Here is a 23,633-nt window from a genome sequence, read left to right as displayed (position 1 = left end):
GAGCGATCAGCCATGGCTCATCTCCGCTGACTGAGCGGCGAGGAGAGGCGACAACAGGTCCGCCAGCCCGATGCGCCGCAGGAAATCGGCACGGATCCGGTCGGCGACTGCATTGACCACCTCGCAGCCATCGTCCGAGGGATCGACATGGACGCGGAAGGGCCGCTTGCTGTAGGGACGCCCGACGATGTCGACAATGGCCTGGGCCACCGCCGAAACGTCGGCATCGGGCGGTTCGCACGCGGCCAGACTCTGGAGAACCTCCTGCTCGAAGCCGGCATAGGCGCCGGTGGCATATTCCTGCTCGCGGGCGGTATCGGCCGGGCGGCCGCTGTGCGCGAAGTGATTGGTGCCCTTGGTGAACGCCCCGGGTACGATGATCGACGTCTCGATGCCCCAGCGGGCAAGCTCTCCGGCATAGCTGACCGCGACGGCATCCATTGCCGCCTTGGCGGCGAAGTACGGCGCCAGGTAAGGCGGCGTGCCGCCACGGTGGCTGCTGCTCCCGACCCACAGGACCAAGCCCTGCCCCTGCTTGCGCATTTGCGGCAAGACTGCGCGGTTCACGCGCTGGGTCCCCAGTACGTTCACGTCGTACAGATGCGCAAATTGCTCCGGCGTGAAGGCTTCGGCGGGACCGAATGCCATGTGGCCGGCGTTGTGAATCAGTACATCGATCCGCCCCTGTTCCGCGACGACGCGATCCACTGCGGATTGCGCGGAACTCTCGGACTGCACGTCCAGTTCGACGGCATGCAGGTTCACCTTGTTGTCGGCGGCATATGCCAGCAGCGCGTCGACCTGGGGCGCATTGCGTCCCTGCGTGTCGCGCATTCCCGCATAGACGGTGTGGCCCGCCGACGCGAGCGCTCTGGCGCTCAGGGCACCGAAGCCGCTGGAGGCGCCGGTAATCAGGATGGTCAGACTCATGGTTTGCTCCTCGCTCGTAGATGGCACTTCGCTGAGGCATTGCGTTGCGTTGCGTTGGGGAGAGCATCGTCTGCCCCGGTACTGGCGTCGTGCGCCGTGATGAACGCGATCGCTTTGCCGAAGGGACGCTCGGATTGGATTGCGCGTCCCATGGCGACCATCTTGGCGGTTGGCGAGGATGGGATAAAGGTGGCCGGCTTGGCGGGTCAATTCAACGCGGCATAACAATGCGGTGGAATCGAATCTGCCGCAGCAGCGAAAACGGCGACGGGTGCACCCGCCGCCGCGTCCTCCTTGTCCCCGGTCCGCAGTCTTCCAAGCCCAGAGCAACAGGAGGAGTTATCCGGCTTTGTCCGGATCTCCACACGCCGGCAGGCCGCCGGCGCAGCGCGCTTACTTCCTTGCTGCCGACGGAACGGCCTCTCCTCGTTCCGCGCCATAGGTCTTCACCAGGTAATCGACGATAACGGGTATGTCCTCGTCCTTCAGCGGTGCGCCGAAAGGTGTCTTCATCTTTTTGACGGTTGCCTCCCAGTACTTGCGCGGCGAGGAAGCCGGCTGCGTCGAGACGTACTGCGCGGAATGGCAGGTCATGCAATTCTGCAATGCAAGCGCGTATCCCGGCAGGCTGCTCGGCTTGTACATTGCCGTCTCTTGAGGGAGCTTGATTTCAAGCGCCATTGCACTGGATGTCGCCGCGAAAGCAACGATGGCAGCAAGGGCGGATCGCATCTGGTTTTTTCTTTTCATGGCGCCCTCACCTGACGATCACGCGCGTGGATTCCACCACGTTGCGCATGTATCCAGCCGGATTCCAGTTCGCGGTCAGCGGCTGCGTCTCGCCCGAGCGGCTTTTCGCCCGAACGCGCAAGTCGTAATTGCCCTTCCTGGCCGGACGGAACGCAATGCTCCATTCCCGGAACGAGTACCGGCCCAGGTCCTTGCCCAGCAACGCCGCGCGCCAGCTGGCGCCGCCATCGTCGGAAAACGCCACCTCCTGGATCCCATGCCCGCCGTCGAAGGCAATGCCCTTGACGACGACCTGCTGCCCCATCGGCACGATACTGTCCTGCATGTGGCTCGTAATAAAGGACCGCACATTGAATCGGCCAATCGGAACGGTGCTGGTGGGCGCGGTACCTGGAGAGACGCAGGCGCAGTCATTGGCCGGAATCCGATAGGCTGAGTTCATCCAGAATCCGTCGAACGGTTTGTCCAGCACCTGGATATGCGACAGATGCTTGACCCAATACGTGCCGTAGTGTCCGGGCACGACCAGCCGCAACGGATAGCCGTTCAGGAACGGCAAGTCCTTGCCATTCATCGCCCAGGCCAGCATGACCTCGCCATCCATGGCGTGATCCAGCGTCAGCGCCTTGACGAAATCGGGTCCCGTCTCGAGCGGCGAACGATCCAGCCCATCGAAACTGACCTGGACCGCCCCGGCCCTGACACCGACCCTTTCCAGCAATGCGCGCAGCGGAATACCAGTCCAGCGCGCATTGCCCATGGCGCCATTGCCAAGTTGCCCGCCATTGACGCGCGGGTCGAAAAACCCTCGGCTATTGCCGGAGCATTGATTGACGGCAACGAGATCGACGGGCTCGGCAATCTTGCGCAGTTCCCGCAATGACAGCTCCATGGCGTTGGCGACATGGCCATCGATCTTGAGCCGATACTTGGCAGCATCAATGTCCGTGGGAATGCCGCTCCAGTGATAACGCACGAAAAAGGCGTCATTGGGGGTGATTGCGCCCTCGCGAAACACTTCAAAAGGCGTCTCGAGCTGCGGCGGGCGGCTGGTCAGCAGAATCAGCGGCCGCTTCTGCGGAAATGCCACCAGTTCGCGCTGGCCGTTCTCGAATGGCATTTCGATGGTCCGGCTTGCGGCCAGCACCGCCGGTGCCGCCAGTCCGAGTGTTCCCTGAAGGGCGATGGCCGCGCCGCCCTTCAAGATGCTGTGACGGCCGTAATCGGCGCCGTCGGACTTATGCCGTCCCGCCATTCCTGTCTCCTGGTCTTTTGATTAATTGATGGCGAGCAGCGTAAAAGAACGACGCTTATAAGTAAAACCGGTAATTTTGGTATCCCTTACCGGGAAATTGAATTCCCCCCGACGCGCCGCCCTGGCACGCCAAAATCCGGCATCGCTACATCAGCAAGCCCCTGCAAAGTACCGACAAGCCGCTGAGACAGAGGAAGAGCAATAAATATCGACGCACGGCATTGGGCGATATCCGCCGACGCAGTCGCGAACCGATCGCCAGCCCAATGAGTCCGAACGGCAATGCAAATGCCGCGCTGCGCAGCAATTCGGTCTGCTGCAGCAATCCGCTGCCGGCAAACGCGGCCAGCCGTGCCAACGCGCTGACGAGTATCACGGCGGCAATCGTCGAACGAAATTCGTCGATCTGCGGAAGCCGCCTGGACAGGTACATCGTATAGATTGGCCCGCCCGTTCCAAACAGCGCACTGAATACGCCGCCCACCACGCCGGCCGGCACCGACCACCCCTTGGCCGCGTTCTCTGCCGGTCCCGACGACGCCATCAGCGCCCGGCCCGTCATCACGAGCACGAACAGGCCGAGCGCGACCAGCAGCCAGCGGGACTCGACCTTGGCCAGCACGGTCGTGCCGAGCGCCACGCCGACCATCATGAACGGGATCAGGCGCAGCAACTCCGGGCGGGAAACCGAGCTGCGGTTGCGCAGGCCGACCAGCGCTGTTGTCACGAGGTCGAGCAGAAGCAGCATCGGAACAACGAACTGCAGCGGGACGAACTGCACGAGGATCGGTACCGCGACCATCGCGGCGCCGAAGCCCGTCAGTCCGAATACCGTATAGGCCGCCGCGATCGTCGCGCCCAGCACGGCGTAGTGTTCAGTTCCCATCAGGCGCTCGCCGAAGAAAGGCCTTCTCCACCGCTAGTTCGCCGATATCTTGCGCTTCGCCACAAGCGGCTTCCAGCGGCCGAATTCCTGGGCGATTTCCTCGCGCAGCGGCCCCTTTGGCGTCAGCGTCCGGGTCATGCCTTGCGTGGCGAGATAGCGTTGCATGCCTGGTTCCGCCGTTGCATTCTCGAGGTCCGCGTACATTTTCGCCGTCAATTCCTTCGGCGTACCGGCCGGCGCCATCAGCGCAAACCAGCCATGGAAGGAGAAGCCCTGGAGACCCGCTTCAGAGGCCGTCGGCACGTCGGGAAGCAGCGGGGATCGCTCCTTTCCGGTCACCGCAAGGGCACGCAGGCGGCCGCCTTTCAGCAGGGGAGAGATCGCATTGATATTGCCCACTGTCATGTCGACCGTGCCGGCCATCAGGTCCGAGTATGCCGGCCCTTCCCCCTTGTACGGTATGTGCACGACGTCGATGCCAGCCGCTTCGGCAAAGGCTTCGCTGGCGATATGGACCTGGCTGCCATTGCCCGCGGAGGCGAAGGTCAGCTTTCCCGGATTGCCCTTGGCGTAGGCAATCAGTTCCGTCATCGTCTTGGCCGGAACCTTCGTGTTGATGGTGACCACCATGGGACCGCTGGCGACCTTGCCGATCATCTCGAAACTCTGTTCCGAGTAGGGCAGCTTCTGATAGATCAGCGGGTTGACGGTGAACATGCTGCCGGAGGCGAGCAACAGCGTATAGCCGTCCGGCGCCGACTTGGCCACGACTTCGGCGCCCACCGCCCCGCCGGCGCCGGGCCGATTGTCCACCACGACGGGCTGATTCCACTGCTTGCCGAGCTCGAGCGCCACGGCGCGTGCCAGCAAATCGGTCGCGCCGCCCGAGGCGAATGGGACCACCAGCCGGATCGGCTTGCGGGGCCACTCCTCGGCATGCGCCGGCGCCACGGACAGCGGTGCGACAGCAAGCGCGAGCATCGCCACGGCGGTCGAAGCGCGGGCGCGCGGTGCTGGCACATTGCCGCGCGGCTGGATCGCAATCGGATGGGATTGCGGCGCGCGCAACCGTTGGAGTCCTTGGAACCGTTGGAACCGATGCAGCCATTGCTGTCCTGCGGCGATCCAGCCGTGAATGCGCCGTTGCGTGCCATGTGAGTTCATCGTTGTCTCCTGCCTGGATTTCGTTTATCGGAACGATCTTGCAGTTGCTTGTCATCGATTCGGATGGTGAGCATTGCTTTCCCGGCAACAAAATATGGAGCGCTCACATCGATCGATTTAGTGAGTTATGTTTTTTAAGAACGAACGCCCTCCTCCCGGTCATCAACGGGTGAATCCATTTCCCGGCGATAGAAAAAGCCGCGCTGCTATCCGGATCGATATGGGCGGAAGAATTCCGGCATCGATGCGAAAATCGGTCAGCCTTTGCGCGCCAGCTTCGGACGGCCTTCGCTCGGCGTGCTGGCCGGTGTCGTCACGGCGGTCAACGCATCGAGCAGCAAGCGCGAAAGATGCGCGCGCGGATTGTCACGGGGGACCAGAATCCCGAGGCGACGCATCAGCGGGGGCGAGCCGAACGGAATAGTCCGGATCGTCGGCGGAAACTCGTTTTCGACGCCGCGTCCCGGCACCACCGACGACCCCAGGCCATTGGCCACCATCGCGATCACGCCTTCGAGCGTGTCGATCTCCATCGTCGAGCGCACCGCAATCTGGCGCCGGATCATTTCTTCCTGGACCAGCAGGCCAACCCGGGCCGTGCGGTTGAATCGCACATAGGGCGTGGTTTCCAGCACGCCCTTGTCCGAGTCCCCTCGCGTCGTGACGTGCGTGATGACGACGAACTCTTCGTTGAAGAACGGCAGGAACTCGAGATCGATCCGCGGCACCTCGGGCTCCGTGACCACGGCGACATCGAGTTGCCGGCGATACACCGCCCGCTCGAGGTCGTGCGTCAGGCCCGTGGTCAGGTGGATGTCGATGCGGTGCCCCTGCTGCTGGAGCCGCTTCAGGGCCAGCGGCAATACGCCCGAGACGCAGGTGTGGACCGATCCCAGCTTGAGCACGCCACCGGCGGCTTCCCGCCTGAGGGCCGCGCTCATGCTTTCCCAATGGGTCAGCAGGTCGCGCGCGCGATTGGTAAAGGCGAGTCCCGCGTCGGTCAGCACGGGCGGCCTGCGGCTGCGATCGAAGATCGTCATGCCGAGTTCTTCCTCCAGCGCGCGCATTTGCATGCTGACTGCCGATAGCGACAGTCCGATCGCATTGCCCGCTTCGGCAAAGCTTCCGCGATCGGCGATGGCTACCAGTGTGTAGAGCGTCTTGACGTCCATGTCTGACAGTTCGGTTTGCGGTTTGCGGTTTGTGGTTCCACCCGCCAGCGTGCGTGCCATCGTTCCGCCGAATGGACGCGCGCGTCGCGCTAGAGGCCGAGCAGGCGACGGGCATTGCCGCCCATCACCCTTTCCATGTTCTCCGGACGAATCGGCAGCGTCTCGAACCACCGCTTGTAGTCCTTCACCGGGCAGAACGGGAACGAACTCGCGTACAGCATCCGATCGGCCAGGAAGGAATCGGCCGCCTTCACATACTCCTCGGATCCCGGCATTCTAGAGAAATACATGTCCGGCGACAGATACAGGTTGGGGCGGCGGAAGGCGATATGCAGGATCTCGGTGACCCATGGCCAGCCGCCGTGGACGACGACCACCTTCAGCCTTGGAAAGTCGGTCAGCACGCGATCGGTTCGCACGGGATCGGAGTAGCTCAGGTCCGGGCCCGCGGTGCCGCCCACCATCAGGATCACGGGCACGTCCAGGTCTTCGCAGTGCGCGTAGATTGGATACAAGCAGCGGTCGTCCGCGTACATGGGAATCGGGTAGGAGCCCGGCTCGATATTGATCGCCTTGAAGCCGTTGGCCACCGCCTCCGAAATGGTCTTGCACGCAGCCACGCGGTTGGTCGGATCGATCGACGCGGCCCCGATGAAGCGGCCCGGGTAGTCCTGCACGATGCGGGCGACGTCCGCGTTGGACACGCTGCCGAGCGTTCCTGCCAGCCGTCCCACTACCACGCCCTGGTCGACGCCAGCCTCGTCCATCTCCTGCAGCAGCAAATCCATCGATTGCCGCTGCGCGGCCGCCGAGGGTTCGAAACCGACGGTCCGGGTAAATCCGTCGCGGCGCTCCCCCGCCGAATACATCAGCGTATCGAGAAATCCGCCGAGCGGCGGGCGCAGTCTGAAATCGATGATCATGTCGCGTTCCTGGCTGTGGTTCCTGGCTGGTTGCTGCGGTATTGCCGATTGCCCTACATCACCTCGTTCTTGCGGTCGTCGGTCTCGCCGTACCGGTGCAGTGCCGGCGGCTTGAGGCCGGCATAAAGTTTCTCGATGCCGGCATTGATGACCTCGGCATGCTGCGCAAACAGCGAATTACCCTCCAGGTCGCTCTCGACGATGAACGGGCCGAACTTCTCGACCTCGAACATCCACATCGCCTGCGCGATCCCCAGTTCGTCGAGCCAGAACACGTCCTTGACGCGCTTGATGCCTCGGCCGAGCAGCGCACCGGTGCCATAGCCGACAGTCGTCAGGTAGATCGCCCCAGCGGGCGCCAGCACGCGCTTGTAGTCGTCCGCCGGCATGCCGCCCTTGCCGATGAAGATCCGGCATCCCGTCTTCTCCAGCCACTTCGGGATCCATTTGGAGAACCGGAAGCTTGCGGTCGCGGTCACCGCGCCCACGTTGTAGCTGCCGTCCTCATTCGGCGCCGCGGCCGGCGAGCAGTGGAAGTTGACGTTGCTGAGGCCGTGCAGCGCGATCGGCAGCTCGACACCGTCATCGAGCACCTTCTTGTAGACGCCCTCCCGCGCGGTATAGACCACGCCCGTCAGATAGACGGCCGCGCCCAGTTCGAGCCTGGCGATGTCTTCCGTCGAGGCCGGCAGGTTGAGATGGCAGACCTTCAGCTCATCGTCTTGCGGATTTACCATTCGACCGTCTCCCTGCGCAGATAAGGGGTGAACCACTGAGGGTCCGTTCGATATTCGATGTTGCCGTCCGCGTGAAGGCGCGCGGTGGCGCGCCGCGACGACAGGCAGAAGGTATGCAGGCTGATCGGCATCCCACCGGTGTGGGTGTGGCCGACCTCGATATGGCAGTCGACCACCATCGAGGACCCGACAAAGCCCATGGCACCCATGCCGATGGAATTGCCCAGCTTCATCAGTTCGAGCTCGAGCTCGGCAATCTTCGGGTCGGGATTGCGATCGCCGACGACACGCAGACACGCCGCCTGCTTGCCAAGCTGCATGCAGGTGTCCTTCGACCCGCCCAGGCCGATTCCGACGATCGCCGGCTGGCATGCCAGCCCGCGCTTGCCGAATGCGATCAGCGTATCGAGGACGAATCGCTTGATCCCGTCGATGCCATCGCCGGGAAACAGCATCCGGTAGTCGGTGCCGAACAGCCCACCCTTGTGCACCGTGGTGATGTCGACCCAATCGGCGTCCGGCTCGAACGACCATTCGATCTCTGGCGCATTGATGCCGACGTTGTTGTTGTTGTCGGTCCGCCAGAGCGGATGCACGCGATTCGGACGCAGCGGAATCGCCTGCGTCGCGTCCGCGGTCGCCTTGCGCAGCGCACGCTCGACCGCGACGAATCCGCGCTGCACCGAGGCGTCGTTGCCGACCTTGACGTAGTACCGCGGCAGACCGGTATCGGCGCACATTGGCCGGCGGTCCTGGTCGGCGGCTTCCCAGTTTTCCTGCATCGCGTGGATGACGAAACGCGGCAGTTTGCCGGTCTCGGTCTTCTGCAATGCCTGGATGCCTTGCCTGTAGTCGTGGGGGATCTCGATCGCGGCGCGCTTCATGATTTCGAATGCGGCTTCCTCGACCCGATCGATGGAGATGGTCATCGTAGCGTCCTTTATGCGGCGACTTTCGGGGGTTGGCCGGCCTCGCCGGTAATCAGCGACTGGCCGGGCTCGACGATGTCGAACTTCACCGGGACCATGTCGAGGCGGATAGCGTCGCCGTCGGCACTCACGCGGGTGTATCGGCTGCCGTGCAGATCGCCGGGCTCCGGGAAGTCTTCGCGGAAATGCGCACCGCGGCTGTTTTCCCGCGCCAGCGCGGAAACGGTGATTACGCGGGAGATATCGACCAGGCTCTGCAGATTGAGCCAGTCGTGCCAGGTCACGTTGTAGCGGCGGTCGCCATCGGACACGCCCATCGCCATCAATGCGTGCCGGTGCGAACCGATGGCATCGAGCCCGCGGCGCATCGCCTGTTCGTTGCGCAGCACGCCCACGTCATCCCACATCGTCTGCGACAGCGCATCCCGCAGCGCATGAATGGCGCCCGGCGGCTTCGAGAAGGGATATTCGGCCCGCTCGATGCCGGCGTGGATGACCCGTTTGTCGGGCTCCTTCCATTGCCGCACGCCCGAGACATAGGCGGCCATCGAATCGCCGGCGATACCGCCAAACACCGTGGAGTTGGCCACACCGTTGCCCCCGAGGCGGTTGGCACCGTGGACGCCGCCGCAGTCTTCGCCCGCCGCAAACAAGCCCGGCGAAGCGGTGCTGCAGTCGACATCGAATTCCACGCCGCCCATCAGGTAGTGGGCGGTCGGTACCACCTCCACACGGCCGCCGGCGAGGTCGAAGCCGCAGTCCTTGCAACGGTTGACCATGCCGGGGAAGGTCTTTGCGACCTTTTCGGGCCCGAGGTGGCTCATCTGGATATAGATGCCGCCCATCGGGCCGGTACGGCCGGCACGCATCTCGGCATAGATGCCGCGACTGACCACGTCGCGCGTCGCACGCTCGCCGCGCGCGTCGTAGTTGGTCATGAAGCGCTCGCCGTCGCCGTTGATGAGCCAGCCGCCGGCGCCCCGCAGGCCCTCTTCCAGCACGGTACCGGTCATGCGGGTATCCGGGCCGCCGAGCAGCCCCGTCGGGTGAAACTGCACCATCTCCATGTCGCGCAGGCTCAGGCCATAGCGCATGGCCATCGCCAGGCCGTCGCAGGTCTTGTCGCCCGAGGGCGTGTGGTAGCGGTACATGGTCGGGCCGGCGCCGGTGGCCAGCAGCACGGCTTTCGCCTGCACGAAGCGATAGGTGCCGCGGCGCATGTCGATGAACAGAACGCCGGCGATACCCGATCCGTCCACGGCCGGGATCAGCTCGATGGCGCGATGCTCCTCCATTTCCTCGACGTCGAGCGCCCGCACCTGTTCCATCAGCCGGTTGATGATCTCGATGCCGGTCAAGTCGGCCTTGTGAACGGTACGATCGAAGCTCTGCCCTGCAAAGGCCTTCTGGTGCAGCGTGCCGTCCGGATTGCGGTCGAAGAAGCAGCCGATCTCGTTCTCGAGCTCGCGCACGCGTTCGACCGCCCCCTGCACCAGCCGCCACGCCAGGTCCTGCCGCGGCAGCCATTTGCCGCCCTCGATCGTGTCCATGAAATGGCGCTCGACGGAATCGCCCGCGGACAGTGCCACGTTATAGCCGCCCTGGACCATGCGGGTGCAGCCGCATTTTCCGAGCAGGCCCTTGACGGCCACCGATACCTTGAGCGCCGGATTCGCCTTCTTCGCATGCAGCGCGGCGAACAGCCCGGCGCCGCCGGTGCCAAGAATCAGGATGTCCGTTTTATGGTTCTCGACTTGCATTTCAGATGACCCCCAGGGCAAAGATCACGCCGACGAACAGGGACAGCGCACCACCCCAGCTGATCCACGACAGGCGCGCGTCGCGGGCGGAGCTCCATGGCAGCAGTTCAAGCGCCAGCAATCGCAGGCCGAAGCACATGTGAATGGACAGCAGCAGCACCAGGCCCCATTCGCCGAACTTGACGGCGCCCATGTCGGCGAATTTCAGGAAGGCGTCCATGCGCGCGCGTTGATCGAGCGCGAGGCCGAGCACATAGAAATGCGCCGGCAAGAAGATGCCCAGTGCGAGCCCGGACAGGCGATGGCCGAGAAAGGCCCAGTACGCGCGATGGTTGCGGGGAGACTTCATGACATGAAACCTCCGACCGCCGCGACGGCGCGCAATCCCATCCACATCAGCAACAGCCCGAACAGCAGGCACAACACCGAAGACGCGCCACGGCTCAGGCGGGCCCATTCGATCAGGATGTTGCGCAGGCCGATGGGCACGTGGACCGCGACGCTGACCACGAACAGCGAATAGAACGGAATCCACAGCCAGCTTCCCTGCGTGCGGGACAGGATTTCGGCGGCGGTCAGGCCGCCGCGTACCGCATACAGAATGACCGCGAGATGGACCAGCACGAATGGCGCCATGACCATCGCGCTCAAGCGCTGGAGCGCGAACAGACGCTGCTCCATGGTCAGCCCCCTCCCTTCAGGAACTGCAGCAGCGCGTTCTTCTTCAGCCCCGCAATGCTGCCGGTCGGGCTCAAGCTCACCGGGCAGTGCGTCATGCAGTTGCCCTGCGTATGGCAGGCGTTGCAGCCGCTGCCGGACGTCGCCTTCTTCAGCACGTCCTTCGGGTCCGCATGGCGTTCGTCGTTGAAGAGCGTCCAGGCGCGATTGAGCGCAGCGGGGCCGAGATAGTCCTTGTCCCACGACACCACGTCGCAGGCGGCATAGCAGACGCCGCAATTGATGCATTCGATCGCGGCATCGGCCATCTTTCGCTTCTTGCTCGTCGGCGAGACCGCCGCGGGCGGATCGTGACGCGTCGCCGTGCCGACAAACGTATTGCCGGCCTTCTTCCATTTATCGAAGAACTCGGACATGTCCACCACCAGGTCCTTGATGAGCGGCATATTGCGCAGCGGCTCGATGACGATCACGCCATCCTCCTGCACGCGGCTGACGTGGGTGCGGCATGTCCAGCGGGGCTTGCCATTGACGGTCATCGCGCAGGACCCGCATACGCCGACCCGGCATGCGAAGCGATAGGACAACGTGGAATCGATGCGGCGCTGCACTTCGGTCACCACGTCGAGCACCGTCTGGTTCTCGCGCCATGGCACTTCATAGGTCGCGAAGTTGCCTTCCTCGGTGCCGCGAGAAATGCGTACCGTCAAGGTGCGCTGCGCGGTCTCTGTCGCCTCCATCGCTGTCTCCGGTGTCTTTTGCGCTTGGGATGGAAACGAGTTTAAGTAATCGGTATTTCTGAATCAATAATATATAACTTGATATTTTTTGAATTTAAGGCGGAAATATAGCGGATAAGACGCTTGTTAAATACGGATGCCGGTTAGGCGAACCCCAGCGGCAGAGCACGGCCACCCAAGTTTTTGGTTGACATGCAAACAATCTCCGCGTCAGAATAGTTTGCATGCCACCCATCCCGCCCTCCCGGGCATCGCATTCCATCCCTGTCGAACCCTCCCCTGCGCGTCTCGGCCGCCTGATCGGCGCGGTCTATCGCCGATGGCGAAGAGCCGTCGACCAGAGCTTTCGCGAGCTGGGCCTGACCGATGCGTCCCGCGCGCCGTTGGTGGCGCTCTATGAATCCCCGGCGCCGAGCATGCGCCAGGGCGAGCTCGCCGACCTGCTGGCGCTCGACAAGTCGTCGTTGGTCAGGGTGCTGTCGCAGCTGCGCGAGATGGGCCTGGTCGAATGGGAAGCGGACGAGGCCGATCGGCGCGCCAAGAGCATTCGGCTGACGGCGTCAGGCCGCGCCATGGCCAGGCGCATGCTGAGAAAAAGCCTGGAAATCGAGGCGCAGATCCTCGAAGCGCTCTCCCCCGAAGAATTGCAGACCACCCGCTCCGCCCTCGAGAAAATCGCACGCCGCCTGACCGAAGTCTGAGGCGGCCCCCATCATGCAGTCCTCCCAACAAGCGATTTACCCTTCCGTCCGCGCTCCGATGTGGTTGCTGGTGCTGGTGACGCTCAGCGGCACCATGGCGATGCACATCTTCGTGCCGGCGCTGCCGTTGGCCGGCACGGACCTGCAGGCCAGTGCCGCCGGCATGCAGCAGACCATCACCTTCTACGTATTGGGACTGGCCTTCGGCCAACTGATCTACGGGCCGGTATCGGACACGATCGGGCGACGCCCCACGCTGCTGATCGGGCTGGGCCTGTACCTGGTCGCCAGCATCCTCGCCCTGTTTGCGACGTCGCTGACCTGGCTGCTGTTTGCGCGGCTGGCGCAGGCGCTCGGTGGCGCGGCGGGCATCACGCTGGGCCGGTCGATCGTGCGCGATACCGCCGCACCCGGGCGCGTCACCAGCGATCTGGCGCTGCTGAACCTGCTGACGCTGGTGGGCCCCGGCCTGTCGCCGGTCGTGGGATCGTTTCTGGCCGATCAGTTCGGCTGGCGCGCGATCTATGTCTTTCTGGTGGGTATCGCCGGCGTGATGGTGTATTGCGCCTGGCGCCTGCTGCCGGAAACGAATCCCGAGCGCCGATCGCTGGAGGTGTTCACGATCGCGCGGGATTATGGCCGCCTGCTGCGCCACCGGCGCTATCTCGGATTCATGCTGGGCGGATCCTGTTCGACCACCGCGCTCTACCCGTATCTGGCGACCTCGCCGTACATCGTCCATGAGCAATTGGGCCTGCCGGTCTGGCAGATCGGCTGGTTCGCCACGGTGACGATCGTGGGCGCCAGCCTTGGAACGATGATCACGAAGCGATTGGCGGGCCAGGTTCGGGCGGAGGTCTTTCTGAATGCGGGCGCGGGCCTGAGCCTGTCGATGGCGTCGGCACTGTTGCTGGTGCAGATCGGCGGCTGGCTGACCGCGCCGCTGCTGATCGCGATCACCTTCATGCTCACGGTCGGCGCAGGCCTGGCCAGCCCGGCGGCATTGTCGCGTTCGATCTCGGCCGTTCCCGGCCTGACCGGCGCGGCGGCCGGCCTGTACGGCTGCGGACAAATGGCAATCGGCGCGCTGGGCACCAAGCTGGTCGGATACGGTTCGACGCCCGCGACGGCGTGCGCCGTGGTGCAGATCCTGATCACCGGCGCGGCGTTGGGCGCGTATCGGGTCGCGGCGCGAGCAAAGAGCGTCTGATCGCGCATCGCACTGGCTGCGGCCGGCAGTCCGGCGCCATTCGGCCGAACTCCAAAGCCGGTCAGACGTTGCCCGATACCACAAGTCTCGCATTCCGCGTACAAGGAATGGCGCGCGCCAAATCGCGCAACCAACCTTGTGGAGGGCCTCTTGCAATGGATTGCAGACCACAGCCAGTTGATCTCCGCGCTCACGGGTGTCGGCACCCTGCTGGTATGGGTCATCTACCTGCAGGTATTCGTCAGTAGTTACCGGCGGCAGCTTCGTGCCACGCTGCTGATCACGCGCGGCCCCGGAGACGGGCTCGCCGCGCGCTGTTTCGTGACGAACATGAGCTCCGGCCCGGTTTATGTGCAGAGCGTGATCGTCGCACTGGAAACGCCCGGCGGAATGGTGGTGATGCCTGCGACCGAGACGCAGGACGCCGAACAGCAGGCCTACTCGCGGCCATTGGAGAGAACGCGGCAAGGACCGCTGCAGCCGGCGGCGATTCGGGACATCGGCTCGTTCGAGCATCTGATGTCGCCCGCATTGCAGGAGGCCCGGCCCGAGACGGTCCAGGCCGTGACAATCGTCGTCCTTGGGGTCTATGGCACCGAGGACTTGCCGATCGGCGCGCGGCGCCGCTTCGTCGTGACGCCATCGGGCGCCCGGCTTCGCCTGCACGGCGCGACGCTCGACACGGAACAGATCAGGAAGAAGAGCGAGCGCCGAAAGTTGCTGGCCGATCTGCAGCGCGATCAGTAGATGACTACTCCGCCGCGATCTTCATCGTCTTGATATCCCGCTCCCAGCGCATCAGCTCGTCGTTGATGCGCGCGCGGAATGCCGCCGGCGTGCTGCTCTCCGGTTCGACGCCCTGCTGCGCCAGCGCCGCGACCACGTCGGGCTTTGCCAGCGCCTTGGCCGTTTCGCGCGCCAATTGCTCGATGATGGCCGGGTCGGTGCCGCCGGTGGTGAACAGCCCGTACCAGCTGGAGAAGTCGTAGCCCGGCACGCCGGCTTCGGCCATGGTCGGCACATTCGGCAGCGAGGGAATGCGCTTCTTCGTGGTGACCGCCAGGATCTTCGCCTTGCCGGTCTTCAGTGCGGCCATCGCGACCGGGACCGAGCCGAACACCATGTCGACGTTGCCCGCGTACAGGTCGTTCATCGCCGGGCCGTTGCCCTTGTACGGGATGTGCAGCAGGTCGATGCCGCCGAGCTTTTCCATCAGCGCGCCGGATACATGCAGCGTGGTGCCATTGCCCGACGAGCCGTAGGTATAGGCGCCCGGTTTCTGCTTCGCGCCGGCGAGCAGCTCCTTGACGTTGTTGAACGGCAGGCCGGTCCTGACCATCAGCACGTTGGCCGCCTCGGCGACCAGCGACACCGGCGCCAGGCCGGTGCGCGGGTCGTAGGGCATCTTGCGGGTCAGGGCCGGCATGATGGTCTGCGCGCCGGCGCTGCCGAGCAGCAGCGTGTAGCCGTCCGGTGTCGCCTTGGCGACCGTGTCGGAGCCGATCAGGCCGCCGGCGCCGCCGCGGTTCTCGACCACGACGGACTGGCCCATGCTCTGCTGCAGTTCCTTGGCCAGGATGCGGGCGATGGTGTCGTTCGCCCCGCCCGCCGCAAAGGCCACGACCATGCGAATCGGCTTGGACGGGTACTTGTCCGCGGCGGCAGCCAGCGACGGCATGGCGCACAACGCGGCGATTGCGAACAGGGTACGGCGGCGAACGGTATGGCGGACGGCGGGCATGACGAGTTTCTCCTCCTGATGGTCGCCCGATCTTAATGGCCGCCTCAAATAAAGAAAATTAAGACTTTATTTGCCGTCTCAAAAGAAAAACTTAAGACCGCTATCCACCGCTATTCGCCGCTATGGCTTGTCCCGCCGATGCACTCGGCTGGGGAACAATGCCCCGCGCCGGTGCCTCCGCCGCGTTCGCCCTGTCGCTCGACCACCCACCGCCGAGTGCCCGGAACAGCGACGCCAGCGCGCTCTGCCGCTGTGCGGCCACCTCGATCAACGCGGTCTGCGCGGCATAGTGGCTGCGCTGCGCCTCCAGGTAGCGCAGATGGTCGTCCACGCCGGCGCGGTAACGCGCCTCCGACAGCCGTAGCGTCTGTTCGCTGGTCTGCGCGACGGCACGGCGGGCGATCTCTTCGCGGCGAAGCGTATCGGTGGCCGCGAGCGCGTCCGAGACTTCGCGGAACGCGGTCTGGATCGTCTTCTCGTAGTTCGCCACGGCGATGTCCTTGCGCGCATGGGCGAGATCCAGGTTGGCGAGATTGCGCCCGCCGGAGAAGATCGGCAGTGTCAGCTGCGGGGCGAACGACCATACCGTCTGGCCCGCGCCGAACAGGTTGGACAGCTCGCCGCTGGCGCTGCCGAACATGCCGGTCAACGTGATGCGCGGGAAGAACGCCGCGCGCGCCGCGCCGATGTCGGCGTGGCGCCCGCGCAGCCGCTGCTCCGCGGCCAGGATGTCGGGCCGATGGATCAGCAGTTCGGACGGCGTGCCGGGCGCCAGCGTCTGCACCAGCAGCACATCGTCGCGCGGCGCCTGCGGCAACTGCGCGGCAATGTCCGGCACGCCGACCAGCAGCGCGAGCGCATTGGTGGCCTGGCGGAACTCCCGGTCGGTGCGTTCGAGGTCGGCACGCGCCTGGTCGGTCAGGCCGCTCGCCTCGTAGAAGTCCAGCGCGGTAGCGGTGCCGGCCTGGCGGCGCTGCGCGATCAGCCGCAGCGACGATTCGCGCGTCTGCAGCGTCTGCGTGGTCAGCAGATGGCGCCGCTGCGCGCTGTCCCGCGCCAGATACGCCTGGATGACCTCCGCCACCAGGCTGATGCGGGCGCTGCGCGCGGCCGCCTCGGTCGCGAAGTACTCCTGCAGCGCCGCTTCGGAAAGATTGCGCACGCGCCCGAACAGGTCCAGCTCGAATGCCGGCACGGCAATACCGGCGTGCGTGGTCTGCTGGACCGAGCCCATGCCCGGCTGGCGCAGGTCTTCCGCAATCCGCTGCCGGCTGCCGCTCGCCTCGGCCTGCACGCCCGGCACACGGTCGGCGCGTTGCACGCGATACATCGCCCGCGCCGCGTCGATATTGAGCACCGCCTGCCGCAGGTCGCGGTTGTTCGCGAGCGCGAGCGCCACCAGTTCGCGCAGCTTGTCGTCGACGATGAAGCTGTCCCACTGCAGCACGGCCGCCGATGACGGCGCGGTCCGCGTATCGTCGGCCGCCATCCCGCTCGCCTGTCCGGACGTCCATTGCGTGGGAACCGGCGCCGCCGGCCGCTCATAGACCGGCGCCAGCGAGCAGCCCGCGAGGACGGCGCCCGCGCCCAGCAGCAGGCACGGCAGCGTCATCCGGGATCGAATCGATTTCATTGCGCGCCCTCCGTCGGCGTCGTTGCAGTCGTCGTGGTCGCAGTCGGCGTGTTGGTACGAGCGCTGTCCCGGTAGCGCTTGAAGCGCGACAGCACCCAGACGAAGAAGACCGGGGCGAACACCACGCCCAGCGTGGTCGCCGTCAGCATGCCGCCGATCACGCCGGTGCCGATGGCACGCTGGCTGGCCGCGCCCGCGCCGGTGGCGATGGCCAGCGGCACGACGCCGAGGATGAAGGCCATCGAAGTCATCACGATCGGGCGGAAACGCAGCCGCGACGCCTCGAGGGCCGCGTCGATCAGCGGCATCCCCTGCTCGCGCAGCGACTTGGCGAATTCGACGATCAGGATCGCGTTCTTGGCCGCCAGACCGATGATCGTGATCAGCCCCACCTTGAAATAGACGTCGTTCGGCATGCCGACGGCATTGACGGCCAGTACCGAGCCCAGCGCACCGATCGGCACGATCAGCATCACGGCCCTGGCGATCGCCCAGCTCTCGTACAGCGCCACCAGCAGCAGGAAGACCACCAGGAAGGACAGCCCCAGCAACAGCGGTGCCTGCGCGCCGGCCTGCCGCTCCTGATACGACAGCCCGGTCCATTCGTAGCCGATGCCCGCCGGCAGCGTGGCGGCGATCCGTTCGATCTCGGCCATGGCCTCGCCGGTACTGAAACCGGGCGCGGCGTCGCCGATGATCTTGATCGTCGGATAGCCGTTGTAGCGCGACACCTGCACCGGGCCGATCTCCCACTCCGGCGTGGCGAACGCGCTCAGCGGCACCTGCTCGCCGCGCACGTTGGGCACGTTCAGCGACAGCAGCGCTTCGGGCGTCATGCGGTCTCGCACGTCGGCCTGCACCACCACCCGCTGCAGGCGGCCGACGTTGGCGAAGTCGGCCACGGTCGCGGAACCATAGGCGCTGGAGAGCGCGGTGTTGATCGCCTCGAAGCCGACGCCCAGCGCCTCGGCCTTGTCGCGGTCGATATCGAGCCGAAGCTGCGGCGCGTCCTCCAGGCCTTCCATCATCGCGTACGCCAGCACCGGCGACGTGTTGGCCTGCTTCAGCAGCGCATCGCGCGCCGCCACCAGCGCGGCGCGCCCGAGGCCGCCGCGATCCTGCAGACGCAGCGCAAAGCCGCTGGCATTGCCCAGCCCTTCGATCGGCGGCGGATCGACCGCCATCACGCGCGCCTCCTTCAGTCCCGCGAACTGCGCGTTGAAGGCCGCGACCTCGTCGCTGGCATGCTGGCCGCTGCCGCGCTCGGACCAGTCGGTCAGCGTCGGAAAGCCCAGCGCCGCGTTCTGGCCGCTGCCCGAGAAGCTGAAGCCCAGCACCATCGTGGTCGATTCCATCGCCTTGCGGCCGAGCAGCCAGCTCTCCAGCTCCTTGACGACGGCCTCGGTGCGCTGGTTGGTCGCGCCCGGCGGCAGCTGCACGTCGACGACGAAGTAGCCTTGGTCCTCGATCGGCACGAACGATTCCGGCAGCCTCGTGTACAGCAGCGCCAGCAGCGCGACCACCATGCCGTAGACGATCATGCAGCGGCCGGCCCGGCGCAGCAGCTTCGCGTTCAGCGCGGTGAACCGCTCGGTCAGCCGGCCAAACCTGCGGTTGAACCAGCCGAAGAAGCCGCGTTTCTCTTCATGGTGACCTTGCGGAATCGGCTTGAGCAGCGTCGCGCAGAGCGCGGGCGTCAGCGTCAGTGCGAGGAAGCCGGAGAACAGGATCGACACGGCGAGCGACAGCGAGAACTGCCGGTAGATCACGCCGACCGATCCGGACATGAAGGCCAGCGGGAAGAACACCGCGGCCAGCACCAGCGTGATGCCGATGATGGCGCCCGAGACCTGGCTCATCGCCTTGGCGGTCGCCTCCACGGGCCCCAACCCTTCCTCGGCCATGATCCGCTCGACGTTCTCCACCACCACGATGGCGTCGTCGACCAGGATGCCGATCGCCAGCACCATGCCGAACATCGTCATCATGTTGACCGAGAAGCCGATCGCGTACATCACCGCCAGCGTGCCGGCCAGGCACACCGGCACGACGATGGTCGGAATCAGCGTGTAGCGCAGGTTCTGCAGGAACAGCAGCATCACCAGGAACACCAGCACCACCGCTTCCACCAGCGTGTGGATGACCTTCTCGATCGCGACTTCGACGAAGCGCGAGGTATCGTACGGCACCGAGTATTCGATGTCGTCGGGGAAGGACTTCGACAGCTCTTCCAGCTTGGCGCGCACCGCGCGGGCGGTTTCGAGCGCGTTCGCGCCCGGGCGCAGCTGCACCGCGGCACCGACCGCGCGCTTGCCGCTGGTCAGCATGTCGAAGTTGTAGTCCTGCAGGCCGACCTCGAGCCGCGCGACGTCGGCGAGCGTCACCTTGGAACCGTCGGGATTGGCGCGCAGCACGATGGCGCCGAACTCGTCGGTGGTCGTCAGCATGCCCTTGACCGCGATGGTCGCGCTCAACTCCTGGTCCGCGCTGCCGGGCGGGCTGCCGAAGCTGCCTGCCGGCACCTGCACGTTCTGCGCGGCGATGGCCTCGTTGACGTCGGCCACCGACAGCCCGTAGCCGAGCAGCTTCTGCGGATCGATCCACACGCGCATCGCCGCTTCGGCGCCGAAGAACTGGACCTTGCCCACGCCCGGCACACGCCGGATCTCGTTGTTGATCCGGCGCGCCGCATAGTCGGCAAGCGTGACCATGTCCTTGCCCGCGTCGTCTCCCTTGAAGTTGATCGAATAGACCATCAGGAAGCCGGCGCTGACCTGCTCGGTACGCAAGCCCTGGCGCGTGACGGCAGCCGGCAGGCGCGCTTCGGCCTGCTTGATGCGGTTCTGCACGTCGACCTGCGCCAGGTCGGGATCGACGCCGGGCGCGAACGTTACGGTGATTTCCGCGATGCCGGCGGAGCTGCTGGACGAGTCGTAGTACAGCATCCCCTTGGCGCCGTTCAGCTCCTCCTCGATGACGCTGGTCACCGAATCGACCAGCGTGGTGGCGGACGCGCCCGGGTACATCGCCGAAATCGCGATTTGCGGCGGCGCGACGGTCGGATATTGCGAGACCGGCAGGGACGGCATGGCGAGCAGTCCCGCCAGCACGATGAAGATCGCCAGTACCCAGGCGAAGTTGGGCCGATGAATGAAGAATCTTGGCAGCATGATTTGTTATTCAGTGGCGCGGCGCCTGCGCGCCTAGCCTCGTTCCGCCGGAGGACTGTTCGAGGGCGCGGCCTCGCGCTCATGCCCGGCCTGGCCGCCCTGGCCGGCTTGCCCGGCCGCCTGCCTGGCCGGCGCCGCCGGGGCGATGGTGACCTTCTGCCCGGGGCTTGCGTCGCCGCCGACCACAATGCGCTCGCCGGGCTTCACGCCCTCGAGGATTTGCCACTCGGCGCCCTGCATGGGGCCGGTACGAACCTGCCGGGTCTCGGCCACGTCGCCCTTGCCCACCACCAGCAGCTGCGCCTTGCCATCGGGATTGCGCCGCACCGCCCGCTGCGGCACCAGCATCGCCGCGGGATCGATCGCGTGCGTGACATGCACGCGCACATACATGCCGGGCAGCAGCAGGCTGTCGGCGTTGGGCAATTGGCCGCGCAGCGACACCTGCCCGGTGCCGCGGTCGACGGAAATGTCCGAGAACAGCAGCCGCCCTTCGCGCTTCTTGTCGGTGCCTTCGATGGTCGCCACGATCGGAACGCCGCCTTCCGGCGCCTGCTGCAAGCGGCCCTGCTCCAGCGCCTCGCGCATGCGAAGGACGTCGGCGACCGGCTGCTTGAAGTCGACATAGACCGGGTCGAGCTGCTGGATGGTCGCCATCGGCGTCGCCTCGCCCTGCCCGACCAGCGCCCCTTCCGTGACCAGCGCGCGGCCGATCCGGCCGGAAATCGGCGCCCGCACCGTCGCGTATTCCAGGTTCAGGCGCGCGGTCTTGACTTCCGCGGCTGCGCTGCGGCGCGCGGCCTGCGCGCTCTTCAGCGTGGCCTGCGCCGCATCGAAATCCTGCCGGCTGACCGCCTCGATCTCGACCAGCGGGGCATAGCGGCGCACCACCGCATCGGCGTCGGCCAGCACGGCTTCCGCGCGCGCAAGCTCGCCCTCGGCGCGCGACAGCGCCGCCTGCAACGGCGCGGGATCGATCTGGAACAGCGCATCGCCCGCCTTGACGTCGCTGCCTTCCTTGAAGTTGCGCTTGAGCACGATGCCGGCGACCCGCGCCCGCACCTCGGCGACACGAACCGGTTCGATGCGGCCGGGCAGCTCGCTGCTGACCGCCATCGGCCTGGGCTGCAACGTCAGCACCTCGACCGAGGGAGCCGCCGGCGCGGCCGGCTGTTCCGCATTGCCGCATGCCGCCGTGACGATGACCGCCGCCGCCATGGTCAGCGCGCGCCACCCCCGCTTTGGAAAGTGCTTCATGTCTACCTTCTCGAATGTTCGGCAAAGGAGCGCATGGTACGCGCATTCATCATATGAATCAATAAAGATTCATATGGTGTGGTGGCAGTCGTTTTTGCCGGATAATCCGGGTCGCAGGCGCAACGCGTTACCCCGCAAAAACCACATAAAGTGCTTCTTGAGATACAAAACATGGATTTCACCCCGTCATGACGGCTGTCACTGCATCGAATGAAGACCACAGCCGCCTTCTCGCCGCCCTGGCACTGGCGCTCGTCGACCAGCCTCGCGGCACCCTGCAGGACCTGGCCAAGGCCGTCGGCATCAGCAAGGCGACGCTGTACCGGTTCTGCCGGACACGGGACGAACTGATTTCCCGCCTGATCGACCACTGTGTCCGCGTGCTGGCCAACGTCATCCAGTCCGCCGGATTGGACGATCCCTCTCCCCTTGACGCACTGCGGCGCCTGAATGCGAACATGGTCGAACAACGAGAGGTGGCGGCGTTCCTGATCTATTACTGGCGCGAGGTCGTTTCCGGCGTCTCGTCGGATTGGCAGACCGACTGGGAGGGCAAGCTGGACGCCTTCTTTCTGCGCGGCCAGCAGCAGGGCGTCTTTCGCATCGACATCACTGCGCAGGCGCTGACGGAAATCTGGGCGTCGGTGCTGATCGGCCTGCTCGACGGAGAACGGCGCGGACGCATCGCGCGAGCCGGCCTGGCGGGGCTGGCGGAGCGCGCCTTCCTGCAGGGAGCGGGGGCGAGGCCCGCCTGATGGCGCAAGGCCGTTGGGGCAAGCGGGTTGCTCCAACGGCCGGTTTCAGCGCCCGGCATGGCGTCGATCGAGCTACGTAGCTCCAGCGGCTACGCGCCGCAGAATCCCGGCAGTCCGATCTGCGATCCTGCCAGCGCGCCGTTCAGCACCAGCATCAGCCTGGCCGACGCGTAGAGGCCAAGGCCAAATACGCCGTGCGTGACGACGCTGCGCAAGCGCGCGACGCCGGGCTTTGGCGTACGGCGGGCCGCAATGCCGGCGCCCATGCCGGGCTGCATCAGCAGGAAGGGAAACACCACACTGGCGAGACCCACGATCAGCGCGGGGCCGATGGTCGGACGGCAGGCCCACTGCGGCCCCCATACCGCCAGCAGCACGGCGGCGAACACGATGCCGGTCACGTAGTGCGCGGTCCAGCCGATCAGGCGTTCGGCCGGAATCGCCGGCGCCTGTTCGATGGCCTCGTGGCGGAAGCGGCCGCGTGGCATGTGGCCGAGCCAGCGGCCGACCATGCCGTAATCCAGCGGCTTCATGCCGAGCCAGTGCTTTTGCGCGAGGCCCCAGAGATCCATCGCCAGCGTTGCGCCGGCGCCGATGGCCACGGCCAGCAGCAGCAAACGGGCAGCGTCATGCATGGGCACCCTCCTCATTCATCGTCGGCTCCTCGCAGTTGCATTCCAGGTCCATGGAAGCCATCATGGCACTTCAAGTCAACTTGAAGTCAAGGGCCGCGGAGATGGACATTGCCGAAGTGGCGCAACGATCTGGCGTTCCCGCCTCCACGCTGCGCTTCTATGAGGAAAAGGGACTGATCGTGTCGGTCGGCAGGCGCGGATTGCGGCGCGTGTTCGAGCCGGCCGTGCTGGACCGGCTGGCGCTGATCGCGCTCGGGCAGGCGGCGGGCTTTTCGCTGGACGAGATCGGGTTGATGTTTGCCAGCGACGGCCGGCCGCGCATCGACCGCGCGCGGCTTTCCGCCAAGGCCGACGAACTGGACCGGACGATCCGCCGGCTGACGGCGATGCGGGACGGGCTCCGGCATGCCGCGGTCTGCCCGGCGCGGAGCCATCTGGAGTGCCCGACGTTCCGGCGCATGCTGCGCGCCGCGGCGGCGGGCGCGCTGGGAAGCGGCACGGCGACAGGCCCGGCGCGCGCGAGGCCCGTCGCTATCCGTTCAGGGTCCGGCAAATCGCGGACAGATAATGCGCGTACTGCTGGCGCGCGTACTGCTGGCCCGCGTAC

Annotated in this window: 22 protein-coding genes and 1 pseudogene; 5 read left to right on the top strand and 18 right to left on the bottom strand. The window is 65.6% G+C overall.

What is annotated here, in order from left to right; all coding sequences use genetic code 11:
• Window positions 1-6 precede the first annotated feature (6 nt).
• The 13 genes from AC6EI8_RS00800 to AC6EI8_RS00740 form a co-directional block, all read right to left on the bottom strand.
• Window positions 7-930, bottom strand: a complete 924-nt coding sequence (locus AC6EI8_RS00800; protein ID WP_498381014.1) for an SDR family oxidoreductase — start codon at window positions 928-930, stop codon at window positions 7-9.
• Between the two features lie 393 nt (window positions 931-1,323).
• Complete coding sequence (gene sorB / locus AC6EI8_RS00795) at window positions 1,324-1,680, bottom strand: SorB family sulfite dehydrogenase c-type cytochrome subunit (RefSeq protein ID WP_226105663.1); 357 nt, start codon at window positions 1,678-1,680, stop codon at window positions 1,324-1,326.
• 7 nt (window positions 1,681-1,687) lie between these two features.
• Complete coding sequence (gene sorA / locus AC6EI8_RS00790; RefSeq protein ID WP_498381013.1) at window positions 1,688-2,935, bottom strand: SorA family sulfite dehydrogenase catalytic subunit; 1,248 nt, start codon at window positions 2,933-2,935, stop codon at window positions 1,688-1,690.
• Window positions 2,936-3,080: 145 nt separating this feature from the next.
• Entirely contained in the window at window positions 3,081-3,821 is a 741-nt protein-coding gene (locus AC6EI8_RS00785; RefSeq protein ID WP_226105665.1) for a sulfite exporter TauE/SafE family protein, read from the bottom strand.
• A 33-nt stretch (window positions 3,822-3,854) separates the two neighbouring features.
• The gene (locus AC6EI8_RS00780; RefSeq protein WP_370639494.1) at window positions 3,855-4,802 is read right to left on the bottom strand and encodes a Bug family tripartite tricarboxylate transporter substrate binding protein; all 948 of its coding nucleotides are present in this window, start codon (window positions 4,800-4,802) and stop codon (window positions 3,855-3,857) included.
• 440 nt (window positions 4,803-5,242) lie between these two features.
• Window positions 5,243-6,157: a LysR family transcriptional regulator gene (locus AC6EI8_RS00775; protein ID WP_322784970.1), complete on the bottom strand. Its 915-nt coding sequence runs from the start codon at window positions 6,155-6,157 to the stop codon at window positions 5,243-5,245.
• Window positions 6,158-6,246: 89 nt separating this feature from the next.
• A complete protein-coding gene (locus AC6EI8_RS00770) occupies window positions 6,247-7,080 on the bottom strand; it encodes an amidohydrolase family protein (RefSeq protein ID WP_226105668.1) in 834 nt (277 codons plus the stop codon).
• Between the two features lie 53 nt (window positions 7,081-7,133).
• Window positions 7,134-7,817 (bottom strand): fumarate hydratase C-terminal domain-containing protein, encoded by a 684-nt coding sequence (locus AC6EI8_RS00765; protein WP_226105669.1) that lies wholly within the window; start codon window positions 7,815-7,817, stop codon window positions 7,134-7,136.
• Window positions 7,811-8,746, bottom strand: a complete 936-nt coding sequence (locus AC6EI8_RS00760; protein ID WP_226105671.1) for a fumarate hydratase — start codon at window positions 8,744-8,746, stop codon at window positions 7,811-7,813. Before AC6EI8_RS00760 ends, AC6EI8_RS00765 begins: the two co-directional genes overlap by 7 nt.
• A gap of 11 nt (window positions 8,747-8,757) precedes the next feature.
• A complete protein-coding gene (locus AC6EI8_RS00755) occupies window positions 8,758-10,506 on the bottom strand; it encodes an L-aspartate oxidase (protein WP_226105673.1) in 1,749 nt (582 codons plus the stop codon).
• Window position 10,507: 1 nt separating this feature from the next.
• Window positions 10,508-10,855 (bottom strand): succinate dehydrogenase/fumarate reductase transmembrane subunit, encoded by a 348-nt coding sequence (locus AC6EI8_RS00750; RefSeq protein WP_226105675.1) that lies wholly within the window; start codon window positions 10,853-10,855, stop codon window positions 10,508-10,510.
• Window positions 10,852-11,187: a succinate dehydrogenase gene (locus tag AC6EI8_RS00745; protein ID WP_226105677.1), complete on the bottom strand. Its 336-nt coding sequence runs from the start codon at window positions 11,185-11,187 to the stop codon at window positions 10,852-10,854. The genes AC6EI8_RS00750 and AC6EI8_RS00745 overlap by 4 nt, the downstream gene beginning before the upstream one ends.
• A 2-nt stretch (window positions 11,188-11,189) precedes the next feature.
• Window positions 11,190-11,924: a succinate dehydrogenase/fumarate reductase iron-sulfur subunit gene (locus AC6EI8_RS00740; RefSeq protein ID WP_226105679.1), complete on the bottom strand. Its 735-nt coding sequence runs from the start codon at window positions 11,922-11,924 to the stop codon at window positions 11,190-11,192.
• A gap of 224 nt (window positions 11,925-12,148) precedes the next feature.
• Between AC6EI8_RS00740 and AC6EI8_RS00735 the strand changes: the two genes are divergently transcribed.
• The 3 genes from AC6EI8_RS00735 to AC6EI8_RS00725 all read left to right on the top strand — a co-directional run bounded on the left by AC6EI8_RS00735 (window position 12,149) and on the right by AC6EI8_RS00725 (window position 14,582).
• Window positions 12,149-12,625, top strand: coding sequence for a MarR family winged helix-turn-helix transcriptional regulator (locus AC6EI8_RS00735; protein ID WP_226105681.1), 477 nt, complete (start codon window positions 12,149-12,151; stop codon window positions 12,623-12,625).
• Between the two features lie 58 nt (window positions 12,626-12,683).
• Window positions 12,684-13,835 (top strand): multidrug effflux MFS transporter, encoded by a 1,152-nt coding sequence (locus AC6EI8_RS00730; RefSeq protein WP_498381011.1) that lies wholly within the window; start codon window positions 12,684-12,686, stop codon window positions 13,833-13,835.
• A gap of 150 nt (window positions 13,836-13,985) precedes the next feature.
• A complete protein-coding gene (locus tag AC6EI8_RS00725; RefSeq protein WP_150083953.1) occupies window positions 13,986-14,582 on the top strand; it encodes a hypothetical protein in 597 nt (198 codons plus the stop codon).
• A gap of 4 nt (window positions 14,583-14,586) precedes the next feature.
• Here AC6EI8_RS00725 and AC6EI8_RS00720 read toward each other — a convergent pair whose 3' ends face one another.
• The 4 genes from AC6EI8_RS00720 to AC6EI8_RS00705 all read right to left on the bottom strand — a co-directional run bounded on the left by AC6EI8_RS00720 (window position 14,587) and on the right by AC6EI8_RS00705 (window position 21,636).
• Window positions 14,587-15,576, bottom strand: a complete 990-nt coding sequence (locus AC6EI8_RS00720) for a Bug family tripartite tricarboxylate transporter substrate binding protein (RefSeq protein ID WP_498381010.1) — start codon at window positions 15,574-15,576, stop codon at window positions 14,587-14,589.
• 100 nt (window positions 15,577-15,676) lie between these two features.
• Complete coding sequence (locus AC6EI8_RS00715) at window positions 15,677-17,209, bottom strand: efflux transporter outer membrane subunit (RefSeq protein WP_498381009.1); 1,533 nt, start codon at window positions 17,207-17,209, stop codon at window positions 15,677-15,679.
• A complete protein-coding gene (locus AC6EI8_RS00710; protein ID WP_498381033.1) occupies window positions 17,206-20,376 on the bottom strand; it encodes a multidrug efflux RND transporter permease subunit in 3,171 nt (1,056 codons plus the stop codon). The genes AC6EI8_RS00715 and AC6EI8_RS00710 overlap by 4 nt, the downstream gene beginning before the upstream one ends.
• Before the next feature lie 36 nt (window positions 20,377-20,412).
• Window positions 20,413-21,636 (bottom strand): efflux RND transporter periplasmic adaptor subunit, encoded by a 1,224-nt coding sequence (locus AC6EI8_RS00705; protein WP_498381008.1) that lies wholly within the window; start codon window positions 21,634-21,636, stop codon window positions 20,413-20,415.
• A gap of 188 nt (window positions 21,637-21,824) precedes the next feature.
• Here AC6EI8_RS00705 and AC6EI8_RS00700 point away from each other — a divergent pair, with 188 nt between their 5' ends.
• The gene (locus tag AC6EI8_RS00700) at window positions 21,825-22,391 is read left to right on the top strand and encodes a TetR/AcrR family transcriptional regulator (protein ID WP_149315907.1); all 567 of its coding nucleotides are present in this window, start codon (window positions 21,825-21,827) and stop codon (window positions 22,389-22,391) included.
• A gap of 89 nt (window positions 22,392-22,480) precedes the next feature.
• Here the strand turns inward: AC6EI8_RS00700 and AC6EI8_RS00695 are convergent, their stop codons facing one another.
• Complete coding sequence (locus AC6EI8_RS00695; protein ID WP_226105687.1) at window positions 22,481-23,026, bottom strand: DUF2938 domain-containing protein; 546 nt, start codon at window positions 23,024-23,026, stop codon at window positions 22,481-22,483.
• Window positions 23,027-23,127: 101 nt separating this feature from the next.
• Here AC6EI8_RS00695 and AC6EI8_RS00690 point away from each other — a divergent pair.
• Window positions 23,128-23,520: pseudogene (locus tag AC6EI8_RS00690) on the top strand (helix-turn-helix domain-containing protein); the annotation flags it as partial.
• Window positions 23,521-23,633 lie beyond the last annotated feature (113 nt).

It is taken from the genome of Cupriavidus sp. R6-3 (assembly GCF_059772245.1).
The sequence above is the reverse complement of the archived record's forward strand: the minus strand, read 5'-3'. Positions and strand labels throughout refer to the sequence as shown.